General features: G+C 66.6%; 22 protein-coding genes. 5 read left to right on the top strand and 17 right to left on the bottom strand.

The window, feature by feature from the left end; all coding sequences use genetic code 11:
- Positions 1–58: 58 nt before the first annotated feature.
- The 5 genes from tsaE to glmS all read right to left on the bottom strand — a co-directional run bounded on the left by tsaE (position 59) and on the right by glmS (position 6,165).
- On the bottom strand, positions 59–562 hold the full coding sequence (gene tsaE, locus CH256_RS12820) for a tRNA (adenosine(37)-N6)-threonylcarbamoyltransferase complex ATPase subunit type 1 TsaE (protein ID WP_094669789.1): 504 nt from the start codon (positions 560–562) through the stop codon (positions 59–61).
- On the bottom strand, positions 555–1,574 hold the full coding sequence (locus CH256_RS12815) for an alpha/beta fold hydrolase (RefSeq protein WP_094639149.1): 1,020 nt from the start codon (positions 1,572–1,574) through the stop codon (positions 555–557). The genes tsaE and CH256_RS12815 overlap by 8 nt, the downstream gene beginning before the upstream one ends.
- 3 nt (positions 1,575–1,577) lie before the next feature.
- Positions 1,578–2,780, bottom strand: a complete 1,203-nt coding sequence (alr, locus tag CH256_RS12810) for an alanine racemase (protein ID WP_179272087.1) — start codon at positions 2,778–2,780, stop codon at positions 1,578–1,580.
- A gap of 80 nt (positions 2,781–2,860) precedes the next feature.
- Positions 2,861–4,294, bottom strand: coding sequence for an NAD(P)H-hydrate dehydratase (locus tag CH256_RS12805; RefSeq protein ID WP_094669788.1), 1,434 nt, complete (start codon positions 4,292–4,294; stop codon positions 2,861–2,863).
- Between the two features lie 8 nt (positions 4,295–4,302).
- Positions 4,303–6,165, bottom strand: a complete 1,863-nt coding sequence (gene glmS, locus CH256_RS12800; protein WP_094669787.1) for a glutamine--fructose-6-phosphate transaminase (isomerizing) — start codon at positions 6,163–6,165, stop codon at positions 4,303–4,305.
- A gap of 100 nt (positions 6,166–6,265) precedes the next feature.
- Between glmS and CH256_RS12795 the strand changes: the two genes are divergently transcribed.
- Positions 6,266–7,126 carry a dienelactone hydrolase family protein gene (locus CH256_RS12795; RefSeq protein ID WP_068051305.1) on the top strand — a complete coding sequence of 287 codons (861 nt, stop codon included), beginning with the start codon at positions 6,266–6,268 and terminating at the stop codon, positions 7,124–7,126.
- 12 nt (positions 7,127–7,138) lie between these two features.
- Here the strand turns inward: CH256_RS12795 and CH256_RS12790 are convergent, their stop codons facing one another.
- Genes CH256_RS12790 through CH256_RS12780 form a run of 3 tightly spaced genes read right to left on the bottom strand, consistent with a single transcriptional unit; the run spans position 7,139 to position 9,515 of the window.
- Positions 7,139–7,408 (bottom strand): hypothetical protein, encoded by a 270-nt coding sequence (locus CH256_RS12790; RefSeq protein ID WP_143536574.1) that lies wholly within the window; start codon positions 7,406–7,408, stop codon positions 7,139–7,141.
- Positions 7,405–9,213 (bottom strand): hypothetical protein, encoded by a 1,809-nt coding sequence (locus tag CH256_RS12785; protein ID WP_094669785.1) that lies wholly within the window; start codon positions 9,211–9,213, stop codon positions 7,405–7,407. Before CH256_RS12785 ends, CH256_RS12790 begins: the two co-directional genes overlap by 4 nt.
- Positions 9,210–9,515: a type VII secretion target gene (locus CH256_RS12780; RefSeq protein ID WP_094639145.1), complete on the bottom strand. Its 306-nt coding sequence runs from the start codon at positions 9,513–9,515 to the stop codon at positions 9,210–9,212. The genes CH256_RS12785 and CH256_RS12780 overlap by 4 nt, the downstream gene beginning before the upstream one ends.
- A gap of 151 nt (positions 9,516–9,666) precedes the next feature.
- Here CH256_RS12780 and CH256_RS12775 point away from each other — a divergent pair, with 151 nt between their 5' ends.
- Entirely contained in the window at positions 9,667–10,707 is a 1,041-nt protein-coding gene (locus tag CH256_RS12775) for an LLM class F420-dependent oxidoreductase (protein ID WP_037188278.1), read from the top strand.
- A gap of 6 nt (positions 10,708–10,713) precedes the next feature.
- On the opposite strand, the gene glmM is transcribed toward CH256_RS12775, so the two are convergent.
- From glmM to eccCa, 8 genes are all read right to left on the bottom strand, one after another.
- Complete coding sequence (gene glmM / locus CH256_RS12770; RefSeq protein WP_094669784.1) at positions 10,714–12,069, bottom strand: phosphoglucosamine mutase; 1,356 nt, start codon at positions 12,067–12,069, stop codon at positions 10,714–10,716.
- Positions 12,070–12,175: 106 nt separating this feature from the next.
- Positions 12,176–12,700 (bottom strand): 30S ribosomal protein S9, encoded by a 525-nt coding sequence (rpsI, locus tag CH256_RS12765; RefSeq protein WP_032397516.1) that lies wholly within the window; start codon positions 12,698–12,700, stop codon positions 12,176–12,178.
- Positions 12,697–13,140 (bottom strand): 50S ribosomal protein L13, encoded by a 444-nt coding sequence (rplM, locus tag CH256_RS12760; protein WP_037188282.1) that lies wholly within the window; start codon positions 13,138–13,140, stop codon positions 12,697–12,699. Before rplM ends, rpsI begins: the two co-directional genes overlap by 4 nt.
- Before the next feature lie 174 nt (positions 13,141–13,314).
- Positions 13,315–13,656 (bottom strand): TraR/DksA family transcriptional regulator, encoded by a 342-nt coding sequence (locus CH256_RS12755; RefSeq protein ID WP_094639189.1) that lies wholly within the window; start codon positions 13,654–13,656, stop codon positions 13,315–13,317.
- A gap of 98 nt (positions 13,657–13,754) precedes the next feature.
- Positions 13,755–14,036 carry a WXG100 family type VII secretion target gene (locus CH256_RS12750; RefSeq protein ID WP_068051312.1) on the bottom strand — a complete coding sequence of 94 codons (282 nt, stop codon included), beginning with the start codon at positions 14,034–14,036 and terminating at the stop codon, positions 13,755–13,757.
- Positions 14,037–14,100: 64 nt separating this feature from the next.
- Entirely contained in the window at positions 14,101–14,466 is a 366-nt protein-coding gene (locus CH256_RS12745) for a WXG100 family type VII secretion target (protein ID WP_094686468.1), read from the bottom strand.
- 158 nt (positions 14,467–14,624) lie between these two features.
- Entirely contained in the window at positions 14,625–16,079 is a 1,455-nt protein-coding gene (locus tag CH256_RS12740) for a type VII secretion-associated protein (RefSeq protein WP_143536573.1), read from the bottom strand.
- Complete coding sequence (gene eccCa / locus CH256_RS12735; RefSeq protein ID WP_094669782.1) at positions 16,076–20,074, bottom strand: type VII secretion protein EccCa; 3,999 nt, start codon at positions 20,072–20,074, stop codon at positions 16,076–16,078. The genes CH256_RS12740 and eccCa overlap by 4 nt, the downstream gene beginning before the upstream one ends.
- 229 nt (positions 20,075–20,303) lie before the next feature.
- On the opposite strand from eccCa, the gene CH256_RS12730 reads away from it, so the two are divergent.
- The 3 genes from CH256_RS12730 (at position 20,304) to mycP (ending at position 24,490) form a co-directional block, all read left to right on the top strand.
- Positions 20,304–21,293: an LLM class flavin-dependent oxidoreductase gene (locus CH256_RS12730; protein ID WP_094669781.1), complete on the top strand. Its 990-nt coding sequence runs from the start codon at positions 20,304–20,306 to the stop codon at positions 21,291–21,293.
- A gap of 129 nt (positions 21,294–21,422) precedes the next feature.
- Complete coding sequence (eccD, locus tag CH256_RS12725; RefSeq protein WP_094669780.1) at positions 21,423–23,102, top strand: type VII secretion integral membrane protein EccD; 1,680 nt, start codon at positions 21,423–21,425, stop codon at positions 23,100–23,102.
- Positions 23,069–24,490 (top strand): type VII secretion-associated serine protease mycosin, encoded by a 1,422-nt coding sequence (gene mycP / locus CH256_RS12720; RefSeq protein ID WP_373454813.1) that lies wholly within the window; start codon positions 23,069–23,071, stop codon positions 24,488–24,490. Before eccD ends, mycP begins: the two co-directional genes overlap by 34 nt.
- 8 nt (positions 24,491–24,498) lie before the next feature.
- Here the strand turns inward: mycP and CH256_RS12715 are convergent.
- Positions 24,499–24,886, bottom strand: a 388-nt coding sequence (locus CH256_RS12715) for a type VII secretion protein EccB (RefSeq protein WP_179272086.1), incomplete at its 5' end; no start/stop codon positions are given.

Here is a 24,886-nt window from a genome sequence, read left to right as displayed (position 1 = left end):
TCAGATTACCCGCACGCTCGCATGCCGACTCACTGCCGTCGTGCACAGCCGGCCGGGCTCAGTGCTGCGGCGTGACCACCGATTCCACGCGGCGTGCCGTCGCGCGTCGAACGTCGGAGTCCGGGTCACGCGTCAGACGAACCGACACATGGCCGTCAGTCAGCTTCTCGACCAATCCCTCACCCCACTCGACCACGACCACGGCGTCCGTGAGGTCGGTATCGAGGTCGAGGGCATCGAGTTCGTCGAGCGCCGACTGCCCCGTCATCCCCAGCCGATACGCATCGACGTGGACGAGCGCAACCGGCGGCAGACCGTGGGGCCGCGACCCGGCCCGGTGCTCACGGGCGATCACGAACGTCGGCGAGGTGACGCGGCCCTGCACACCGAGTCCGGCCGCAATCCCCTTCGTCATGGCTGTCTTTCCGGCCCCGAGCGGGCCGTCGAGAATCACCAGATCGCCGGCGACCAGAACGTCCGCAAGCCGTGCGCCGAACTCGGCAGTGTCTGCGGCAGTGGCCAATTCGACATCCACCGGCAAGATCAGCGGCTCGTCAGACAACGCCCCACCGCCGCTTCTTGCCCGCGGCCTCCGTTGCCCGTGCCACGAGGCGCGCGATCGCACCGTTGACCTGTTCCGGAAATTCGAGTTGAACCAAGTGCCCGCCCTGGCGCACACGCACCATCTCCGAACGCGGCAGGGCCTGAGCCAGAGCCTCCGAGCTCGCGAACGGAATGATCCAATCCTCGTCGCCACACACGACCGATACCGGAATGTTCTCGAATTCCAGCAAGGCCTCGGACTCGTCGTGCAACTCGAGCGTCTCGAGGAAATTGACGATCGTGACGACGGACGTGTCGTCGATCATCGACTGGGAGAATGCCACCAGTCGTGGGGACACCCTGGTGCCGTAAGACGCCGCGCGCAGTACCGGTGAGATGAGTGCGCGCACAGCTCCGCGACCGAACTGCACGAAGCCGGGCGACGTCCGCACCGCGAGCCGGAACGCGTCGACGGCCGGATTCTGCAGACTTCGGCCCACCCCGGATTGCGCGAGACCGGCAGCTGTCGTCGAGATCAGGACTGCGCCGATGACACGCTGACGCAGCACGTCCGATCGTTGCCGCGCCATCGACAGGATCGACATTCCGCCCATCGAGTGCCCCACCAGAACGATGCGGCCCTTGGGTACCACCGAGCGAATCACCGCATCGAGATCGAGGCCGAGTTGACCGATGGTGCAACTCTCCGGGCTCGGTACTCCCGACCGCCCGTGACCGCGCTGGTCGTAGAAGACCATGCGGACCGTCGAACCCCATTGCTGTTCGAGTGCACGTCGTTGGAAATGCCACGACGACGTGCGAAGGCAGTAACCGTGCACGAATATCACGGTCAGTTCGGCATCCGAGGGACCGACTTCGCGAACCGCGAGCGGCACGCCGTCGTCCGCGGTGACGATACTGCCTCGGTCGGCATCCATCAGGTCGAGATTCTCGGTGGCCAGCGGATCCTTGTTGGACCGGAACGCCGTCTCGCGCACCACAATTGCAATACTCTGCAGCAATCCGAGCATGATCTATTTCGTCGCCTCCCCTGAGTGCGCGGCGACGAACCGTCGTCGAACACGTCCACGAATGCCGGTGACGACCTCGTAGCTGATTGTGTCGAGCGCATCCGCCCAATCCTGAGCGTGCGCTTCTCCCCTGTCCCCTGGCCCGAACAGTAGCGCCTCGTCGCCGACCGCGACACCCGAGCCGCCGCCACCGAGGTCGACGACGAATTGATCCATGCACACGCGCCCCACCGAGGGATAGCGGCGACCTCCGATGGTCACACCGAACCGCCCACTGAGGCGGCGAACGACACCGTCGGCGTAACCGAGAGCGACGAGTGCGACCACGGTGTCTGCGGGAGCGGTCCAGGTGTAGCCGTAGGACACCGATTCACCTTCGCTCACCTTCTTGATGTTCGCCACCTGCGCCGAGAGCGTCAGGACCGGGCGTAGCCCGTATGTCCCCAGCTCGGGTACCGGCGACAAGCCGTACAGAGCAATACCCGGGCGGACCATGTCGAAACCGAGATCGGGTCTGGTCAAGGTGGCAGCCGAGTTGGACAGATGCACGACGGCGGGAGGTGTTCCGCGGCGGGTAGCGCGCCGCACGGCGTCTCGAAGCCGCTCCGCCTGGGCATCGTTGGCCGGATGACCCGGCTCGTCGGCGCATGCCAAGTGCGAGAACATTCCGGTCAACCGAACACTGCCCTCCGCGACGGCAACCGCCGTCGTGTCGAGCACGTCGTCGAGATCGGCTTCCGCGACCCCGTTGCGGTTGAGCCCGGTGTCGATCTTGAGCGTGAGATCAGCGGTTCGGCCGACTCGGCGCGCGGCGTCGACCACGGCATCGAGCTGGGCGGCCGTGGACACTGCGATCCCCACCTGCCCGGCGATTGCCGCAGCGAAGTCCGAATCCGTTCGATGCAACCACGCCAGCACCGGGACCGTGATTCCCGCTGCCCGGAGTTCGAGGGCCTCGCCGATGGTGGTGACGCCGAGCTCCTGCGCCCCCGCTGACACTGCGGCGCGTGCGACTTCGACGGCACCGTGGTTGTATCCGTCGGCCTTGACGACCGCCATCACTGCGGCGTCCCCGGCGAACTGCTGCAACATGTGGACGTTGTGAGCCACTGCGTCGAGGTCGACGGACGCCACAGCGCCCGAACCCGTCCGAGGATCGGTCCTCTCGTCGTCGCAGCCGATACTCACAACATTCGATAGTGCCATCCGGGCCGCCGATACGACGGATCAGGGTGCCACAAGTCGTGACACACCTGGTGTCGGACGTGGGCCACGCACCACCACGGTCACGTTGGGAGTGAGCGCACGGTTCGGATCGCGTCGGGAATGGCCTCACACAGTGGGCTCGCAGAAATGGGTGCCGCGAACTCTCCACCGGACCCGTGAGCCGCACGGGCGGCGGCCAGGGCGTGGACCTTCGCTCCGCAGGCAGCCGCCGTGGACGGTGCCATTCCCGACGCGAGCAGGGCCCCGAGAATGCCCGACAGTACGTCGCCCGAGCCGGCCGTCGACGCGGCCGATCCTCCGGCATCGCTGACGAACGTGGTGCCGTCCGCATCGGCGACGATCGTCGCCCGTCCCTTGAGCAGAACGGTGACGCCCCAACGCGCGGCGAGATCTCGAACCGATCCCACTCGGTCGGGTGCGGGATCGGATCCGGTCAGGCGGGCGAATTCTCCGGCATGCGGGGTCAGCAGGGTCGGTGCGGCGCGTCCGGCAACCCAGCCTTCGTTCTGTGCGAGGACAGTGAGCGCATCCGCGTCGACGACCACCGGCAGGTCCGTGTCCAGAACTCGACGCACGATCTCCGCGGATTCCTCGTCGGTGCCGAAACCGGGACCGACCACCCACGCCTGCACCCTCCCAGCCGTGTCGAGATCCGGGGCGGCAACGACCTCCGGATAGTGCGACACGACCTCTGCGCCTGCGCTTCCCACGTAGCGGACCATCCCTGAGGTGGCCGCGACAGCCGCGCCCACGCAGAGCAGTGCGGCACCGGGGAACGTGGCGCTGCCGGCCAGGACACCCACCACGCCCTGCGAATACTTGTCGTCCGCGGCCGTGGGAATCGGCCACACCCGTCCTACGTCGGCCGGCTCGAGCGACGCCATCGCCGGCGCGGGCAGCTCGAGGCCGATGTCCACGAGTTCGATTCGGCCACAACGAGGTACGGCCAGCACATGCACGGGCTTACGGGCTCCGAACGTCACCGTCACGTCGGCGGTCACGGCCGGCCCCAGTGCGGCACCGGTCTCCGCGTCCACTCCGCTGGGAATGTCCACGGCCACGATCGGTGAGGTGATCTGCTCGACCACCGCAGCCGCATCGGGCCGCAACGGACCCTTGCCGGAAATTCCCACGATGGCGTCGACCACGATGTCGGCAGGTCCGCACCGAGTCACCACTCGTCCGCCCGACGCTCGCAGGGCTGCAAGACCTTCGGCGTGCACCCGCGTCGGGTCGAGCAGAAGAGCCGACACCGAGACACCGCGGCGACGCAGATATGTCCCCGCCCACAGACCGTCGCCGCCGTTGTCGCCCGTGCCCACCAGAATCGTCACGCGCCGCCCGGCGACGCCGCCCGTGCGCGCGGCCAGTTCGCCCGCCACGACGGTCGCCAAGCCGTACGCGGCGCGCCGCATGAGAACACCGTTGGGCAACGAGTTCAGCAGCGGCGCTTCCGCATTCCGAATCTGTTCGGGTGTGTAGTAACCGCGCATGCCGAGCGCTACTCGACGGTGACGGACTTGGCCAGGTTGCGCGGCTTGTCCACGTCGTAGCCGCGCGCCTGCGCGACCTCGGCGGCGAACACCTGCAGCGGAATCGTCGACAGAAGGGGCTGCAACAGCGTCGAGGCTGCCGGGGTCTCGATGAGATCGTCGGCGAAAGGCCGTACGGCCTCGTCGCCTTCTTCGGCGATGACGACCGTTCGCGCACCACGAGCCTGAATCTCGCGAATGTTGCTCAGCATCTTCGAGTGCAACACCGCACGACCCTTCGGCGACGGCATCACGATGATCACCGGCACACCGTCCTCGATCAGCGCGATCGGACCGTGCTTGAGCTCGCCCGCTGCGAAACCCTCCGCGTGCATGTACGCGAGTTCCTTGAGCTTGAGCGCGCCTTCGAGCGCAACCGGGTACCCGACGTGTCGGCCGAGGAACAGAATGGTCGTGGCCGTCGAGAGCTCTCGTGCCAGCGCCCGAACCGGCTCGACCGTCTCGAGCACCCGCTGCACCAACTCGGGCATCGCTTCGAGTTCGGCGAACTCACGCGCAACCTCGTCGGGATACTTGGTGCCGCGAGCCTGCGCCAACGCCAACCCGACCAGATAGTTCGCGGTCACCTGCGCGAGAAAGGCCTTGGTCGACGCGACGCCGATCTCCGGACCGGCACGCGTGTAGAGGACGGCGTCGGCCTCACGCGGAATCTGCGAGCCGTTGGTGTTGCACACCGCGAGAACCCGGGCCTTCTGATCCTTGGCGTGCCGAACTGCTTCGAGAGTGTCCGCAGTCTCGCCGGACTGCGAGATGGCGACGACCAGGGTCGATCGATCGAGTACCGGGTCGCGATAGCGGAATTCGCTGGCCAGTTCCACCTCGACCGGAAGCCGGGTCCAGTGCTCGATCGCGTACTTGGCGAGCAGGCCCGAGTGGTACGCGCTACCGCAGGCCACGACGAACACCTTGTCGACGTCGCGCAGTTCCTGATCGGACAGTCGCTGCTCGTCGAGCACAATTCGACCGTTGTCGAAGTGGCCGAGCAACGTGTCCGCCACCGCCGCGGGCTGCTCCTGGATCTCCTTGAGCATGAAGTAGTCGTGGCCGCCCTTCTCGGCGGCTGCCAGATCCCAATCGATTCGGAACGGACGCCCCTGCGCCTCGTTGCCCTCGAAATCGCTGATGTCGTAGCCGTCGGCGGTGATGACGACGACCTGGTCCTGGCCGAGTTCGACAGCGTTGCGAGTGTGCTCGATGAAGGCAGCGACATCGGACCCGAGGAACATCTCGCCCTCGCCGACGCCGAGAACCAATGGCGTGGAGCGGCGCGCCGCGACGATCGTGTCCGCATGATCGGAATGGGTGAACACCAGGGTGAACGCACCCTCGAGACGACGCAGAACTGCTTTCGCGCTGGCCACGAAATCGCCCGCGGTCGGGCCATCGGCGTAAGCACGCGAGACCAGGTGCACCGCGACCTCGGTGTCGGTATCGGAGAGGAACTCGATCCCGACCGCTTCCAGTTCGGCACGCAGCGGTCCGAAGTTCTCGATGATGCCGTTGTGCACCACCGCGACCGTTCCGGACGCGTCCCGATGCGGATGGGCGTTGCGGTCAGTGGGACGGCCGTGTGTCGCCCACCGGGTATGACCCATTCCGGTGGTGCCGACGAACGTATCGGTACCGATGTCGTCCAATTCGGCTTCGAGATTCGCCAGTCGACCCGCCTTGCGCTCGACGGCTGTCGCTCCCGCACCGTCGAGAATGGCGATGCCCGCGGAGTCGTAACCCCGATATTCCATACGCCGAAGCGCCTCGACCACCACACCCAGAGCTGGGCGGTGGCCGACGTAACCCACGATTCCGCACATGGACAATCAGGGTACTCGGCGGGGCGCGCACGACCCATTCGCTCAGGTTGACGTGTCCGGTGTCCCCCTGACGCGCCGCAGTTCGGTAGCGTCATCTCTCGTGGCGAAACCGAAGAAGCTGGCATCTGCTCTCTCCAAGCGCGGCCCGCACAAGGTGCTGCGAGGCGACCTGGCCCTCGCCGGGCAACCCGGTGTCGTCTACACCCCAGCCGAGGGTTACGGCCTGCCCGGCGTCGCCTTCGCACACGGCTGGATGCTGCGTCCCAGTCATTACACCGACACCCTGAAGCATCTCGCGTCCTGGGGCATCGTGGTTGCGGCACCGGACACCGAGCACGGTCTCGTACCGTCTCATCGCGGCCTCGCCACCGATCTGGGCACTGTGCTCGACATCATGACGGGCGTGCGACTGGGCCCAGGCAACATCAGCGTCCATCCCGACAAACTCGCCACGGCGGGCCACGCGATGGGTGCAGGCACCGCAGTGCTCGCCGCTTCCCGACGATCGGACATCAAGGCCGTCGCCGCGCTGTTCCCCGCACCGACTGCGCCCTCGTCCGAGGACGCCGCAGCCGGCCTTTCCGTGCCGGGACTCGTCGTCGGAGACAACTCGAACGCCGATTCGCTCACCGACAATTCACTCGCTCTCGCCCAGGCCTGGCACGGGCCGTCCATCCTGCGACGAGTCGACGGCTCGACCGCGGATGGTTTCGTCGAGGGTCGCCGGATACTCGGCGCACTCGGTATCAACAAGCCCGACCGCAAGACTCAGCAGCGCACCCGCGCCGTCCTGACGGCCTTCCTGCTGTTCCATCTGACCGGTGACTCCGACTACGAGGAACTGGCCGGATCGACCGGCGAGATCGACGGCACCAGAGCTGTCGATCCACACGCGCCTCTCGACGCGCAGCCCAAGCCCAAGGCGTCTGCGTCGATCAAGGCGCTGCTCGGACGGGGCTAGTCCCGGCTGTTGTCAGACCAGCCAGGACCTCGGCCGTTCGTCGGGTTCGGTCTCGACGTGCGGCGTGGGTTCGCGGCGGTCCAGGTGAGCCGGTTGCAGCACCGAGCCCGACCCTGGCTCGACGTCGGAGTCCGCTCCGCTCACCTCTGCTGAAATCCGTCCGCCTCGGTGGACTGCCGGAGCCTGTGCCCGACTCAACGTCTCCGCCGCCCGCCCCATCGCGATGCGGTGCTCATCGCGTATTCGATGCAACTCCCGACGCCACCCACTGTCGGTGCTCACAGCTCCCCTGCTTCACTGAGGCCCGCGCCGCTACCCGTGTCGGCGGGTTGCGGATCGGTGACCGGTCGATCCGCAACCACCGGATGCTGCACAGCAGGCTGCTCGATGTCGGGTGACTCCGGCGTGCACTGCACCGATGCATCCGAATCGAATTCGGACGTGGGTGCCGGTTCGGCAGCCGGCACCGGTTCCGCAGATGGCACCGGTTCCGCCGCCGCGACGAATTCGGCAGTGGGTTCCGGTTCGGACGGGGGTTCCGGTTCGGACGGGGGTTCCGGTTCGGACAGCAACGCTGCAGCCGGGGCCGGTGCGTCCACCGCGTCGACGACACCGGGGACCTCGACGATCTGGGGTAGGCCGAGCGGTCCGATTCCGAGCTCGAACGAGCGAGTTCCGAGTCCGGGAGTCTCGAGTTCGAGAGACACCGTGCCGTCGTGTTCGAGTGCGATGCGGGCGCGATGCCCGTCGAGCTCGGCCTCGAGATGGCCGCGTTCGTCGCCGGCCTCGGGCCACGACTGCCCGGGCTGCGACAACGGGTCCGACTCGGGTGGCCGATCGCCGCTCACGTCCGGAGAAGCTTCCTCGGTGTTCTCGTCACCTGTCCGGCTGTCGACTGCCGTATCGCCTGAGCCCTGGAGATCTCCACTGTCGATCGTCTCGGTCAGCGCGTCGTCGACACGGTCGACGATCTCGGCGACGACTCGATCCACGAGTCCGTCCAGAGAATCCCCCAACTGATCGACGACACGACCGTCGGCGATCAGGGATTCGGCCGGATCCACGCTGTCCGATCCGGCGAGTGCGTTGCCGCCGGGTGGCGAGACGGCCGGGACGACAGCGGCGGGTCCGACCGCTGGCGACGCGACAGCTGCGGGTCCGAAAGCTGGTCCGGGTCCGGAACCGGCAGGCGTGGAACCGATCCCGGCAGGAGCCGGGTCTACCGAAGAGCTGTCGGGCCCCGTCCACGGCGCTGCTGTACCGGGTTCGAGTGCCCAACTGCGCTCGTCGAGTCCGCCGAACGAAGGCTCGTGGACACTGCCCAGAATGTCCACCACCAACTTCAGACAGTCTCTGACGGCGGTGTCCGTGGCGGTACATGCTGCGAGGACGGCCTCGCACGTGCCCTGCACGCGCGGAACGAACTCGGTGTCGATCCAGCGCCCGCAGCGTTCGGTCACCTCGGCAGCGAACTCGTCGGAGACATCGCCGCTGCGCACACCGTCGTTCAGATCCTCGAACGCAGACGCCAATCGTGGGAACACCGACTCTCGATCGACCGGCAGGCACTCGATTCCCGACGCAAGCAGAATCGCATCGATCTGGTCGACGTCTTTGCCGTCCACCAGGTCGGTGTCGAGGCCGCCGACGAGTTCGGCCTTGTCGGTCACTGCGTCACGGAGAATGTCGACGGCCGCACACATCGTCTGGTGAGAATCTTCGATCGACGCGAGGAACTGGGAGACCTTTTCCTGTTCGGCCGAAAGGTAGGTCTGCACGGCATCGCCCGCGTCACCGTGCCAACGCAACTGCAGGACCCGGCGTAGCTGAATCTGCTCCTCGAGCTGATCGGCAAGTACTGCGGACACCGTCCCCACGGCGTCTGCATCGTGTCCGAGCGCACCGAGGTTCAGCCCACGCTGCTCGTCGTACCTGGCGCACAGGTCCTGGTACTGCGGAACCTCGACGCCCGGCACACGGCCGACCAGTGGCAGAAAGCGCTCGAAGAACAGCAATCCTTCTGCGTTCGCATCGAGAATCTCGTCGATCGACGCCCTGTCACCGGACGAGGCCGAAGGAGGTGTCACCGGGGTGACTCGATCGCGTACGCGGTGGCGTCGTCCTGTTGCTCGTACTCGTTCATCGCGGTGGTGAGGGCATCGGCAATGTCGTCGACCGCGGACCGCCATGCCCCGACAGCACGCCCGAGCCCGAGGTACGCCTGGGAGTACGCAGCGCCCAGGTCACCGTAGTTCCGTCCGGCCCCGGCTGCGCCGAAGCCTGCGTCGGCGACGGAATCGGCGGCGTCACCGAGCACTTCCGCCGACGACACCAATGCATCTGCCACCCCGCGAACCCGGTCCGCGTCCACCCGAACTCCGTCGCTCATACGTTCCCGTTCCCCCTCCGAGTACCCCTTTCTCACTATGACGTGCGCCGACTCACATCGGTTCCCCAGGGAGCGGTAACGTCCCGATGTGAAATGTCCGTAACAGGTACCTGAAGTGGCTGCACCAGCTACTCACCGAACGAGGAGTCCCATGCACATCGGAACGATGCTGAACTACAGCGGTGGTTTCAACGAGACCGTTGCCGAGGTCGCCGAGCTCGAGAAGGCAGGTCTCGACATCATTTTCGTGCCCGAGGCCTACTCGTTCGACGCCGTCAGCCAACTCGGATTCCTCGCGGCCAAGACGAGCACGATCAAGATCGCGTCCGGCATCTTCCAGATCTACACCAGGACACCGTCACTGACCGCCATGACCGCCGCCGGTCTCGACTACGTCTCCGAGGGCCGATTCGTGCTCGGGCTCGGCGCATCGGGACCGCAGGTCGTCGAGGGCTTCCACGGCGTCAAGTACGACGCACCGATCGCCAGAACCCGCGAGGTCATCGAGATCTGCCGCCAGGTCTGGCGTCGCGAGAAGGTGCAGTATCAGGGCAAGCACTATCAGATCCCGCTGCCGGCCGACCAGGGAACCGGTCTGGGCAAGCCGCTCAAGCTGATCAATCACCCTGTGCGCGATCGCATTCCGGTCGTCATTGCCGCACTGGGCCCCAAGAACGTCGAACTCACCGCCGAGATCGCCGAAGGCTGGCAGCCCATCTTCTACTTCCCGGAGAAGGCCGCCGACGTGTGGGGCGATTCCCTCGCAGCAGGCAAGGCCAAGCGTGACCCGTCACTCGGCGAACTCCAGGTCTTCGCAAGTCCGACGCTGGCGATCGGCGAGGACGCGGAGAAGTACCTCCCCTGGGTCAAGCCACATCTGGCGCTGTACATCGGCGGCATGGGAGCCAAGGGCAAGAACTTCTACAACTCCCTTGCTCAGCGATACGGATACGAGGCCGAGGCCGAGAAGATCCAGGACCTCTACCTGGCCGGCAAGAAGGAGGAGGCCGCCGCGGCAGTTCCCGACGAGCTCGCGCGCGCGGTCAACCTCATCGGCCCAGAAAGCTTCGTCAAGGAGCGGGTCGCAGCCTTCGCCGAAGCGGGTGTCACCACTCTCAATGTCGCGCCGCTCGCCGAGAACACCGCAGGCCGCGTCGCGCAGCTGACCGCACTGCGCGAACTGACCGCCTGAGAAACGTCAGACCGACGCGACCCGGCCCGCCAGCTCTTCGGCGAGCCGGGTCGCGACGTCGAGTTCGGACGCTTCCACCATCACCCGCACCAACTGTTCGGTACCGCTGGGGCGCAACAGAACTCGACCAGATTCCCCGAGTTCGCGCTCGGCCGACGCGACGGCGTCCGACACCGACGGTGCCGACGCCACCGCGGCTTTGTCCGACACACGGACGTTGATCAGCACCTGCGGCAGTGTCTGCATCGCCGACGCCAGGTCCGCGAGGGACCGCCCGGTCTGCGCCATCCGCTCCATCAGTCGCAGGGCAGTGGCAATTCCGTCTCCGGTCGTTCCGACTGCGGGCAGCACGACGTGTCCACTCTGCTCACCCCCGAGCGCGAACCCGCCGCGGCGCAACTCCTCGAGCACGTATCGATCTCCGACCGCCGTGGTACGCAACGTGATTCCGGCCTCGCGCATCGCAATGTGCAGACCGAGGTTGCTCATCACCGTTGCGACCAACGTGTCGTCGGTCAGGTGACCGGCGTCGTGCATCGCGATGGCCAACACCGTCATGATCGCGTCGCCGTCCACCACGGAACCCGACGCATCGACGGCAAGACAACGGTCGGCGTCTCCGTCGTGCGCGATACCGAGGTCGGCACCGTGCTCCACGACGGCCTTCTGCAATCCCTCCAGGTGCGTCGACCCGCACCCGTCGTTGATGTTGATGCCGTCGGGTTCTGCATTGATCGCCACGACCGTCGCACCGGCCCGTCGGTAGATCTCGGGCCCGACGACAGAGGCGGCACCGTGCGAGCAATCCACCACGACGGTCACGCCGTCGAGTCGATGCGACACCGACGAAGCGAGATGCTCGGTGTAGCGGGCTGCCGCGTCGTGCGCGACGTCGATGCGGCCGATCGCGGCACCGGTGGCGTCGTAGGGCTGTCTGTCGTTCGAAGAGCGCCCCTCGGGATCGAGGGCAGCTTCTATCCGGTCTTCGACGTCGTCGTCCAGCTTGTGCCCGCCCGCGGCGAAGATCTTGATTCCGTTGTCGGGCATCGCATTGTGCGACGCCGAGATCATCACGCCGAGCGCCGCGTCGTATTCGGCGGTGAGGTAGGCAACTGCAGGCGTGGGGAGAACTCCGACGTCGATCACGTCGACCCCCGATGCGGTCAGTCCCGCGGACACGGCTGCGCTCAGCATCGCCCCACTGATACGCGGATCACGACCGACCACTGCCACACGTCTGATGCCGTCGACGTTCGGTGCCAACACGGCGGCTGCGGCTCGCGCGATTCTCAACGCCAGTTCTGCGGTCAGAACCCCGCCTGCCAGTCCGCGAACTCCGTCGGTGCCGAACAATCGCGCCATGAACCAAGAACCCTTCGAGCGGAGAGAATGTGGTGGGAAACGCCTCGAGGGCAGGCGTCCGATACTGCTGGATGCCTGCCCTCGAGGATGAAACGGGTAAGACGCGTCAGCGCTTGGAGTACTGCGACGCCTTACGGGCCTTCTTCAGGCCGTACTTCTTGCGCTCGACTGCACGCGCGTCACGCGTGAGGTAGCCCGCGGCCTTGAGCGGCGGGCGATCGTCGGGTGCGAGTTCGATCAGTGCACGCGAGATGGCCAGACGCAGTGCGCCTGCCTGTCCCGACGGTCCGCCACCGTGCAGCAGAGCGACGATGTCGAAGGACTCCGCGCGGTCCACCAGAACGAGAGGAGCCTTGATCAGCTGCTGGTGCACCTTGTTCGGGAAGTAATCCTCGAGGGTGCGGCCGTTGAGCTTGAATCCGCCGGTGCCCGAGGACAACCGAACACGAGCGACGGCTTCCTTACGGCGACCGACGGTCTGGATCGGGCGATCGAACACGATCGGGGCCGGAGCGGCTGCGGCTTCGATGTCCGAGACGACCTCGGGATCTTCGACTGCCACGAACTCGTCGGCGGCGATCTCTTCGATGTTCTCCTGCGACGTCACGTCATTTCCCTCCGGCGCCGTCACTGGGACACCTGCTTGATCTCGAACGGAACGGGCTGCTGAGCGGCGTGCGGGTGGTTCGGTCCCGCGTAGACCTTCAGCTTGCTCGCGATGGCACTACCGAGCTTGTTCTTGGGGATCATGCCGACGACGGCCTTCTCCACGAGACGATCGGGGTTGCTCTCGAGGACCTGACGGGTCGAACGCGACTTCAGACCGCCCGGATGGCCGGAGTGGTGGTGGTGGAACTTGCCGTCGAGCTTGTTGCCGCTGATGGCAACCTTCTCGGCGTTGATGATGACGACGAAGTCGCCGCCATCGACGTTGGGTGCGTAGGTGGGCTTGTGCTTACCGCGGAGCAGTGTCGCGGCCTGAACGGCGAGGCGTCCGAGCACGACGTCCGTGGCGTCGATCACATGCCACGTCCGGGTGGTGTCCCCGGCCTTCGGGGCGTAAGTAGACACAGAAAATTCCTGTCTTCATGATGTCGCTGCTGGCCAAGACGTGTGGATGCCCTCGGCGGCCAGTTGAGACCCGAGGACAAGAGCTCGATACGCACGTGAATACGTGGCGAGCCCATACACGCCAACGGGGAACGATACCGGGAGCGGACGCCCAGGTCAAAACGCCTCCGCTCGTCAGCGCAGGCGCACACACTGCACGCACCGACGGGCAGCGGGCAGCGCCTCCAGCCTGATCGCCGGAATCTCACCACCGCACCGCTCACAGAAGCCGTATGTCCCGGCCGTGAGCCGCGACAACGCCGCACCGATCTCGCGTATCTCGGATTCGGTGTCCGTGATCAACGCCGCGATCTTCGCTCGCTCGAACGCGATCGTCGATCCCTCGGGATCGTGCTCGTCATCGTCGGTGGTGAGCCGCGATCCCTCGATCACCGACGCGAGTTCGCCACGAAGCGACTCGAGACGATGCAGGGAGCGCGACCGCTCCGTCCCGAGTGCTGCTGCGAAGTCCGTCACCACTCCAGTAGACACCGCGACGGACCGGCATGCGACGAAACGACGTCTGCCCCGACCGAAGTTCTCGGTCGGGGCAGACGTCGTTTCGTCGAGACCGGTCAGCGAGCCATCCGCGCCTTGTTGGCCATCTCGACGCCGTGCATCGTCTCGCCACCGGTGCGGGCGGCTGCGACAAGGCTCGACAGAATGAGGTTGAGCTCGTCGGATGCAGAATTCCACTGACGCTGCAGCTCGTAGTAGGACGTCATCGCGTCGCCCTCCCACGACTGGTAGAGCCGCTTCGCGGTGCTGTCCACGTCACCGAGGAGGTCCTTGGTCACGTTCGCCTGCTTGTTCATCGCCTCTGTCAGCGCCGCGATCTGCGCGAAGTCGTATTTCATATCGGATCGGTCTCCTTGGTCGAGCGTGGTCGTGTGAGTTGTCGTGTGGTCACCGGATGCGGCGTCACTTGAACGAGGACAGTCCCGAGTTCAGGGATCCGGCCACCTGGTTCACGGCCGACACGTTGTCGTCGTCGGCGTCCGAGTAGCCGTGGCCGTTGGTCTTGATGTCCGCGGAGATCTGTTCGAGCGCACTGCGCATCTTCTGCGCACTGGTGTCCCACTGGGCCATCACGTCCTGAAACGATTTGCCCGCCTTGCCGACCCACGCCTCGGCGGTCTGCTCGACGATCGAGCGAACGGCCGAATTGGACGCGTTGATCGACACGCTCAGGCCTTCGATCGTGGCTCCGGCAGCCATGAGCTCCTGCGGCGTGACCGTGACGCCGCTCGACGAACCCGTAGATTCCGGTCCCCCTGGATATCCCACTTCGACTCCTTGTCTTCGATACTCGATTCACCTGCACCCGCGGCGCACGTGCTGCTCGACCGAGAGGCCACTGTCGGCCCGCTCACTCCCCTACATCTCCTTGGACGCAACGACCCCTCGATTCGGTTCCGGCCGTGCGTGAAAAATGTGGGCCGCTCTCACGAGGCCGGAACGATGTCCAACGTCTGCGTCGCCTGCCCGCATTCGGCGTCGATCACCGTCGCGTCGTCTCCCTCGAACTGACAACCGAGGCTGACCTGCAGGTCGGATTCGACGAACACCCGCCACAGCACCGTCGAATCGTCGATCGGCCGCTCGGTGTAGGCGATTCCGACGCGGCCGCCGAAATCTCGTGTGGATTCGAGAGATCCGATGGTCGAATCCGGCCCACGGGCATCGATGGCCGACCGGAGCTCGGCAGCGACCTGCTCCTGCGTCGAGCCCGGCAACAGGTCCGCCACGGTGACGACGATCCGACGCTCGGGCGGGGTCGGTGGAATCAGCACCATGCGGTCGGGGTCGTCCAGCTTCGTCCAGGTGCTGGGCAACTGCATCGACACCCGGCCGGACACGAAGGTGACCGTCTCGACCGGCGGTGGCGCGTCGGCTGTCGTGGTCGGTAGCGGTGCGGCTACGGACGAGGATGTAGCGCTCGGGGCCACGACCGGCGAGAACGGTTGTGCTGCAGTCCCATCCGGCTCCATCGGAGACTGTCCGGCGAAATACACAGCTGCGCAGACGAACACGAGGATCGCCGCCACGGCACCCACGGCTGCGAGCAAAGGGCGACGTCGTTTCTCCCGGGACCGCGGCGGTGCGGCGACGTCGTCGAGCCATGCCGCCGATCGCGTCGTCGCGGCACGTACCGACGGTGCCGGGACGAGATCCGCCCCGGCTCGCCGGTACAGCGATCCGGCGACATCGAGACCGGTCAGCCATTGCGTGGGGTGATCGACGACGGGATCCGCTCCGATGGGCGCCCCCACCACGTACACCTCATCGGGGCAGCGCGTGATCGACGACCGAACGTAGTCCCCGACCGCTCGTCGCCACGCATCGTCGTCACCGATGCCGAACGGAAGGATCGCGCCGGTGTCTCCGCCGTGCGCCCCCGACTCGTCGAGCACGACGACGGACGTATCGAGAGCTCCGACTTCGACGACCACCGCGGCCGACGGTGCCCGTTCACCCGAGGACGCAACGGCGGCCTCGGCCGTCTCCACGAGCACCACCTCGTTTGCCGAGGTCGCGAACATTGCACGAACGATGCCCACACGTTCCTCGCCCCAGGTCGACGGATACGCGATCTCCAGCACGTCGAGTCGGTCGTGTACGCCGGCACCGCGCAGGGCCGACCACACGATTCCGTGGAACACCGCCTCTCGATCCCACACCGTGGTCCCGACCGGGATCGACGCATCGTCGATGCACAGCAGCGGCGGTATCTCGTCTTCGGCTGCGCCCCGGCCGAACACCAATCGGCCACCCTCCTCGGTGGCGAACGCCGATCCGACGCTCTCTCTCGGACCCTCGAAGGCTGCGCCCGTGGCGACGACGGAAATTTCCGTGTAGCCCAGATACACTGCGGCATAACGCCACGAGTGGCCCGTCAACTCGAATGTCCGAGCTGGACGAGCGACTGGCCGGAGCGGTCGACGAAGACCCCGCGTCCGGGTGGCATGGCACTGGGACGGACCGTCCCGAGCAGGTTCCCCTCGTCGCGGCTTCCGCTCATGACCAGTCCCGGCGTCACCAGATCGCGCAACCGTCCGATCACCGGGTCGAACAGCGCCCGGCCTGCGCCGCCCGAACGACGCGCCACGATGACGTGCAACCCGATGTCCCGCGCATGAGGAAGGTGTTCCACCAACGGGGCCAACGGATTTCCCGACGACGTGGCAACCAGGTCGTAATCGTCGACGACGACGAACACCTCGGGGCCGTTCCACCACGACCGCTCGCGAAGCTGTTGCTGGGTCACGTCCGCTCCTGGCATGCGATCGGCCATGCGGCCGGCGAGGTCGACGAGCATGGCCGTCAGCGTCGCCTGCGAGGCCGCGTACCCGGCCAGATGCTCGGAATCGACGGTGCCGAGCAGAGTGCGGCGGTAGTCCGCGACGATGAGTTTGACGCTGTCGGGCGAGTTCGCCTCGACGAGCGATCGACAGATTCCACGCAACAAGGAAGTCTTGCCGCACTCGCTGTCACCGAACACCACGAAATGTGGATTCTCCGCGAAATCGACCTTCACCGGTGCCAATTCGGCCTCGTCGATGCCGATGGGAACTGCGAGCTCTGGGATGCCGCCACGGGTTCGTGGCCACGCATCACCGAGCTGATCGAGCACCGCTGATCGTTCGAGCAGCTCCGGCAGCATCCGCACCGGCGACGCTGGAGTTCCCGCAGATGCAGCCGCGATCGCGGCGACCGACTCACCGACTGCGCGAGACAGGTCGTCGACGGAACAGACGTCGTCCACTCGCGGAAGTGCGATCAGTAGATGCAGTCCGTCCCTGGTCATGCCCCGGCCCGGCCGCCCCTCGGGAACGCTCGCCGCCTTGGCGCGACCCATGTCCGAATCCGACGGGTCACCGAGTCGCAGTTCCAATCGGGTGCCGATCAGGTCCTTGGTCGCGGGCCGAACTTCCGCCCACCGCGATGCGGTGAGGATCAGATGCAGACCGAAGGCGAGGCCCTGCGTCGTCAAGGTGGCGATCTGCTGTTCGAGACTCTCGAAATCGGACCTGATGGACGGCCAACCGTCGATGACGAGAAAGACGTCGCCGAATCGATCCTCCGGGTCGACGGGTTGCGTTGCACGTCGCCGTCGGAACTCGGCCATCGAGTCGATCCCGCGATCCCGGAACGTCCTCTCTCGCTGCCGAACGACGCCGGCGACCTCGGCCACGGTCCGCCGAACCCGATCGACGTCGAGCCGGTTGGCCACCGATCCGACATGCGGCAGATCGGCCAACCCGGCCAGCGTTCCGCCGCCGAAGTCCAAGCAGTAGAACTGGACCTGCGCGGGCGAGTGCGTCATCGCGAGCGCCAGGATCAACGATCGAAGCGCCGTCGATTTACCCGATTGCGGGGCACCGACGATGGCGACGTGGCCCGCAGCACCGGACAGATCGACGGTCAGTAGATCGCGGCGCTGATCGAAAGGCCGGTCGATGATCCCGATCGGGGCGCGGAGGGTGCTGAGCGGACCGATCCGCTCGGTCAGAACCGATGCGGGTAGCAACCGGTTCAACGTCGGTGCGGTGTCCAACGGCGGCAACCACACCTCGTGGGCCGGCACTCCCCGACCCCGAATTCGTCCGACGACCACGTCGAGCACCGTCGCACCGGTGCTTTCGGAGTCGACCGGATCCGGTTCGGCCACCGGCGCAGTGGCAGCCTCGATCCGGCCGACATCGATGGAATCGAGTGGTACCGCGTAGGCGGTGAAGGGCTTCGGCCTGATGTCTCCGCCGATCGAGGGCCGCGCGCCAGGACCGGAACGCGGGGGCGAGTAAGGACCGGAGACGTATGCCGCAGCGAACCTGACGATCTCGGCCGAATCGCACTTGAGATAGCCCGCACCCGGCTGAGCGGGAAGGTGATACGCGTCCGGAACCCCGAGCACCGAGCGAGACTCGTTCGCGGAGAACGTCTTCAGACCGATTCGGTACGACAGGTGACTGTCGAGACCGCGTAGTTTTCCTTCTTCGAGGCGCTGGCTGGCGAGCAGCAGGTGCATGTGCAGCGAGCGCCCGAGCCGACCGATCGCGACGAACAACTCGGCGAATTCGGGTTGTTGACTGAGCAATTCCGAGAACTCGTCGACCACCACGAACAGGGCGGGCATCGGTGCCAGATCCGCTCCCCCGGCGCGCGCCCTCTCGTAGTCGGAGAAGTTCGCGAAGTTGCCTGCCGAGCGCAGAGACTCCTGCCGCCGGTTCATTTCACCGGCCAACGCGTCGCGCATTCGATCCACCAACGCCAAGTCCTCGGACAGGTTGGTGATGACCGCGGCCACGTGCGGTGCCGATTCGAGACCCGCGAACGTCGCGCCACCCTTGAAGTCGACGAGCACCAGGTTCAGCTGTTCCGGCGAGTGAGTCGACACCAAGCCGAGCACCAGCGTGCGGAGAAACTCGGATTTACCGGAACCCGTTGCCCCGATGCACAATCCGTGCGGTCCCATGCCGTTCTCGGCCGATTCCTTCAGGTCGATCTCGACGGCACTTCCGTCGGGGGCGACACCGATCGGTACCCGCAGCCTCTCGCGTCCGCGGCGCATCGTCCACGCTCGATCCGTGTCGAGTGCGCCCACATCCGCGATACCGACCAGGCTGTTCCACCCCGAAATCCGGACTCCGCCGTCGTCGACCACATCGACGACCGACGAGGGCGACGGCGCGCGGTACGGCGACAGGCGTCGCGCAACGGCGTGTGCTTGCGTGGTGCTCATCGAATCCGCGACGGCGAACACCTCGACCGTGGTGCCGCTGACCGCTCCGATCGACCCGTTCTCGGCGAACAGCTGGATTCCACGCGATGCAGCCAGTCGTGGGCACAGGCCGGACAGATCGATGATCGTGACGGAATCGAGGCCCGCGTCGGTGAGATCGGTCGAACGGTTGTCGAGAAGCCCGCCGTCCACCACGATCACCAACTGCACGACGCCGGCAACCGGCACCGCTCCACGCGCAAATCGATTCCGCACACTCAGCACGTCGCCCAGCGCACCCTCGAGTTCGAGGAAACTACCGAAGATCATCCGAGCGGACCCGGCCCCGTCGCGCAGAACGTCGTGCTGAGTGTGTGGAAGCCACTTGGCCCATTCCCACTGCTGCACGGTGTCCGGACCACAGACGATCGCGACCGCGACGTGGTCGGGACCGTGAAAGGTGCACAGCGAGGCCAACATCGCGCGCACCATCGCGCGGGCACCGTCCCGGTCGCCCGCGACGGACAGCGCCGCGAACCCCCTCAGTGACACCGCGGTCGGCAGTGCGGGCACCACCGAATGCGCCCGCACGAATCGACGCAGGGACACCGCCGAAACCGGTTCGAGTTCCTCCACGGGCCCGGTCTCGGGCGGAACCAGTCGAGTGGCAAGCCGCTGATCCCCCAGGCCGACTCGGACGTGAGCGAAATCCGGATCCGACAGTCGCCGTTCCCACATGCGCTCGGTTCCGGCGACCGACCACAACGTATCGGGGCCCGGGTGGCTCCATTCGAGGGCTCGGCGCTGCGCGCGTTCGGTTTCCGCGACGTCGCGGCGGAGCTGATCGAGATAGCGGAGGTAATCCTTGCGGTCCTCGTTGGCCTCGGCGGTGCGCGCCCCGCCGGACTTCCCGCCGCCGGCCAACATCCCCACCATGGACATCAGCATCATGGCCGGGAACATCAACATCATCGGGTTCGCCGCTGCCCCGGAGGTGAACATCAGCGCGACCATCCCGACCATCGCGGCAACCATCACCAGCGGCATCAGCTTCATCAGCAGGTTTCCCGGCACCGCGCGTGGGATCTCGGGCGGCGGCTGCAAGGTCACTTCCCCGCCAGGAGATCGAGGCACTTCCCGTCGGGCACCGCGAACGAAGCGCACGGTACTCATAGATCCGCCCCCACGGCCACGCCCCCAGAACTGCATCACGGCAGCCTCCCCCCGAGGCTGCAGGACGACAGGCTAACGCATCGAAGACCGGGCGGTCCACAGTCGCCGCCGCCCCGGACGGACATGACCACCGGTACGTCCGACGAGAAATAGAACGCTGCCCGACGCCGTTGCAATCGAATGCGGCTCTTCTGCCGCGTGCTCGACGAACGAAAGGCTGGCCCCAACCGTGTCCGTACCCCTGTCCATCCTCGATCTCGCTCATGTGGGCGAGGGCGAAACAGTCCGCGACAGCTTCGATGCAAGCGTCACCCTCGCTCAGCATGCCGAGAACTGGGGATACCGACGCATCTGGTACGCCGAGCACCACAACATGAAGACGATCGCGTCGTCGGCCACGTCGGTGCTCATCGCGCACGTCGCTGCCCACACCGAGCGCATCCGGCTCGGATCCGGCGGGATCATGCTTCCCAATCACGCGCCGCTGACCATCGCCGAGCAGTTCGGCACCTTGGCGACGCTGTACCCGGGACGGATCGATCTGGGGCTGGGCCGCGCACCCGGCAGTGACCAGGTGACGATGCGGGCGATGCGACGCGATCCCGCGTCGGCCGATCGCTTTCCGCAGGATGTCCAGGAACTGCAGGGCTATCTGTCGGAGGAGTCTCTGATCCCCGGAGTGAGCGCGACTCCCGGCGCAGGTACCGAGGTACCGCTGTACATCCTGGGGTCGTCGCTCTTCGGCGCACAGCTCGCCGCTGCACTCGGCCTGCCCTATGCCTTCGCCTCGCACTTCGCACCCGACGCCCTCGAGCAGGCCGTCGAGATCTACCGACGTGACTTCCGCCCGTCCGCTCAATTGTCCGAGCCGCACCTGATCGTGGGCGTCAACATGATCGCGGCCGATTCTCTGGCCGACGCACAGGCCCAGTTCCTCCGCACCAAGCGCAGCCGCGTCAGCCTCCTGCTCGGCCGCGGCCGGACCTTCACCGACGAGGAAGCCGACATGGTCCTCGAAGCGCCTGCGGGCCAACAGATCTCCAAGATGACCAAGTACTCGGCCGTCGGCACGCCGGACATGGTGAAGGACTACCTCGACCGTTTCGCCGAACGCACGGGAGCGGACGAGCTGATCGTCGCGTCCGGTGTGTCCGATCGCGCATCGTGGCTTCGCTCGTTCGAGTTGCTCGCACAGGTGAGTGACCTGGTTCCTGCCTGACAGCGGCGCTGCGTCACCGGCAGATCCCGACGGGCGATTGCTTGTCGCCGCGATGTCGTAAGGTTTGGACACCGATGCCCACTGGGGCGGGCATCGGAACGCGAATCGAACGTATCCGGGGGGATATCCATGACACGCGCCGACAGCCGTCCATCGGCCGGCATTGCGCCGTCACGCACGGCACCTGCCGATCCGACACAGTCACCCGCCGCCGCGGACGCGAGTCGACGGGCATCGGGTGCGCAGTCCGTTTTTGCGCAGGAAGTCTGTCGGGTGACGGTGTTGGCCAGGTCCACGCAGGTGGACATGGCGCTGCCGGTGGACGTTCCGGTCTCGCTTCTCGTGCCGGGGATCGTCGACCTGATTGCGGCGGGAGTGGAGCCTGCGGAACGACCAAGAAGAGCGGGAGTGGAGCCTGCGGAACGACCAAGAAGAGCGGGAGTGGAGCCTGCGGAACGACTTGGTAGAGCGGGAGTGGAGCCAGCGGAACGACCCAGACGAGCGGGACGAGGAGGACCCCGCGACGGGGATCCCGCGTCCGATGGGTTGCCCGTGGCGTGGACGCTCGCGCGGATCGGGTTCCCTCCGCTGTCACCGACTGCGACGTTGGCGGAGCTGTCGGTGCGTGACGGTGAGTTGCTCGTGTTGGGTGTGGCCGAGCGGCCCGCGCCGGTTCCACTGTTCGACGACCTCATGTATTCCGTTGCGCGATCGGGTACCGACGATGTTCCGCACTGGACTGCGCGTACCGCGCGCACGGTGGGTTCGGTTGTCACCGGTGCGCTGGTGTTGCTGGCGTGCGCGGTCCTGTTGCGTGGGCCGATCCGGGCCGGAGCCGAGCACGTCGGCAGTCTCGTCGAGGGGCTCGCTGCCGTCACTGCGTCGATACTCTTCGCGATCGCGGGAGTGATTCTGGGGCGGGTGTATCAACAGCACGCCGTCGCCGTCCTCTTCGGCGGGTGTGCTGTCGCGCTGATGTTCACCGGCGGAATCGTGCTGGTACCCGGGCAGTTCGGCGCGGCTCAGCTGATGCTGGGTTCGGCCATGGCCGGTGCGACGGCTCTGCTGTCCCTTCGTATCGGCGGGACCGGGTTCGCACTGTTCACCGCTGCGATATCGGTGGCGCTTCTGACGTTCGCTGCCGCGGTGTGCGCATTGTTCACCACGATGGCACCACCGGCGATCGGTACTGCCGCGGCCCTCACTGGCCTGGCTGGAATTGCGCTCTCTGCCCGCGTGTCGATGATGCAGGCCAAATTGCCGCTTCCACCGGTCCCCACCGCGGGAGCACCGCTGGACACCGTCGAGGAAGCCGAACTCGACGCGATCTCGTTCGAAGATCTGCAGGTCGCCGCGGCCGAAGCGCGTAGTTACCTGACCGGTCTGCTGTCGGCGTTCAGCGTCGCCGTGGTGGCAGGCGTGCTTGTCGCGGCGGGAGCCGATTCGGGAGATGGCGTCCGTTGGCCTGCGGTCGCGCTCGCGGCGCTGTGTGCGCTCGTCCTGCTGCTGCGTGGACGCACCTATGCCGTTGTGACGCATGCCGTTCCGCTGGTCGCAGGCGGAGCGACGATTCTGCTGGCGCTCCTCGTCGGTGCGGTCGTCGCACTGCCGGATCTCGTCCTCGCTCTGTTCGGGGTGGCCCTGGCCGGCGCGGTGGCCTCGTCGATCTTCGGGGCATTCGTGCCAACCCGCACGTACTCGCCGGTGATGCGGAGAGCGGCCGAACTACTCGAATACGCCGCCATCGCCCTGGTCATTCCGATCGCAGTCTGGGTGTGCGGTCTGTACAGCGTCGTCCGCGGGCTGTGACGCCGCACCGACGGCGAACGGTCGTCATCGCGGCGTTCACTGCTCTGTCGCTGTCGTTCGACGCAGTCTTCGGCGGGTATCCAGCACGCGCCGAACGTCCGGTGATCGACCCCTTCCAGCTGCCTGCGCCGAGCGCTCCCGGCCCGCTCGAACCCACCGAACAGAAGAACGCCTGCGCGCTGCCGTCCGCGACTGCCGACGCCCAGGTCGTGCCGACCGCACTGAAGGCGCTCGACTTCGCATCGGTCTGGCCCATCACCCGTGGGGCAGGTCAAGTGGTTGCCGTCATCGACACCGGCGTCACCGCACATCCGCGCCTGCCGGGTCTGATCGCCGGCGGCGACTATGTCGGCGCAGGCGACGGGCTGTTCGACTGCGATGCACACGGAACGATGGTCGCCGGCCTGATCGCTGCACAGACCGCACCGGGCAGCGGATTCGCCGGAGGTGCGCCCGACGCACGCATACTGTCGATTCGCCAGTCCAGCAGTGTCTTTCAGATCGTCGACAACCGGCCCGAGGAGGAGAAGACGGCAGAGCCGGAGAATGCCGCGGGCTACGGCAACGTGCGCACCATGGCCATGGCCATCCGAACTGCGGTGGACTCGGGTGCCTCGGTCATCAACATCTCCGAGGTCGCCTGCGTGCCCGCCGGAGGCGGTGTGGCCGACGGTCCGCTCGGCGCGGCCGTGCAGTACGCCGTCCGAGAGAGGAACGTCGTGGTCGTTGCAGCAGCCGGGAATCTCGGCAGCGCTGCCTGCCAGGCCCAGAACCCGACAACCGACCCGCTTCGGCCCGACGCGGACCCGTGGGCGTCCATCGCGACCATCGCGACTCCGGCGTGGTTCGACGACGTGTTGACGGTCGGTTCGGTCGAGTCGGACGGCACACCGTCTCCGTTCAGCCTGGCCGGTCCGTGGGTCGACGTCGCCGCTCCGGGCTCGAATATGACGTCGCTGTCGCCGACGGGCAACGGACTGGCGAACGGCACCCGGGGCACCGATGGCGTGATTCCCATGACCGGAACGAGTTTTGCGGCACCGCTTATTGCTGCGGTGGCAGCGCTGGTGCGCTCCCACCGGCCCGAACTGTCGGCGCTGGAGGTGGTGGATCGGATCGAACGAACGGCGCACGAGCCGGCCGAAGGGTGGAACCCCTTTGTCGGCCACGGCATCGTCGATCCGCTTGCAGCGGTCACCGATTCGGTGACGCCCATCCCCAGGTCGGTTCCTGCAGACAGCATTGCGATGAGTGCGCCGTTGCCGCCACCCACGCCGGATCATCGACCGCGGACCGCAGCGGTCACCGGTTCGGTGCTGGTGGCAGTGATCCTGGCACTCGGACTCGCGCTGTCGGTACCGCTGCGCCGACGCGGCAGAACCGACTGAGCCAGGCGCTACTTCGTCGGAAGTGCCGCGGCCTGCGGGTCGGGAGCAACACCGTCGTGCATCGTCAGGGCCTGGCCGCGCCCGAGAGTTGGCCCATTGCCCAGCAATTGGAGTATCTGCCAGGGCGCGGGTGCCGGCGGTCCGAACCCCAACGCCGACGCAGCCTCGGCACCGTCGACGCCGTACCGCACTCCGGTATCGGCCACGAAGAAGACACTGCCCTGGCGTGTACTCGACGCGGAGATACCGGTACTGCGCACGAAACCGCCGCTACCGGGTGCCAGATAGACCTGGTCGACGGCGTCGCCGCCACCATCGGCCTGAGCCAGCGCAACCGGTTGTGCATCTGGCTCCAGCGGCAACCCGCGACCGGCGGACTCGACCAGTCGAGCCGAC

Source organism: Rhodococcus sp. 05-2254-6 (assembly GCF_002258565.1).
Taxonomy (GTDB): domain Bacteria; phylum Actinomycetota; class Actinomycetes; order Mycobacteriales; family Mycobacteriaceae; genus Rhodococcoides.
The sequence above is the reverse complement of the archived record's forward strand: the minus strand, read 5'-3'. Positions and strand labels throughout refer to the sequence as shown.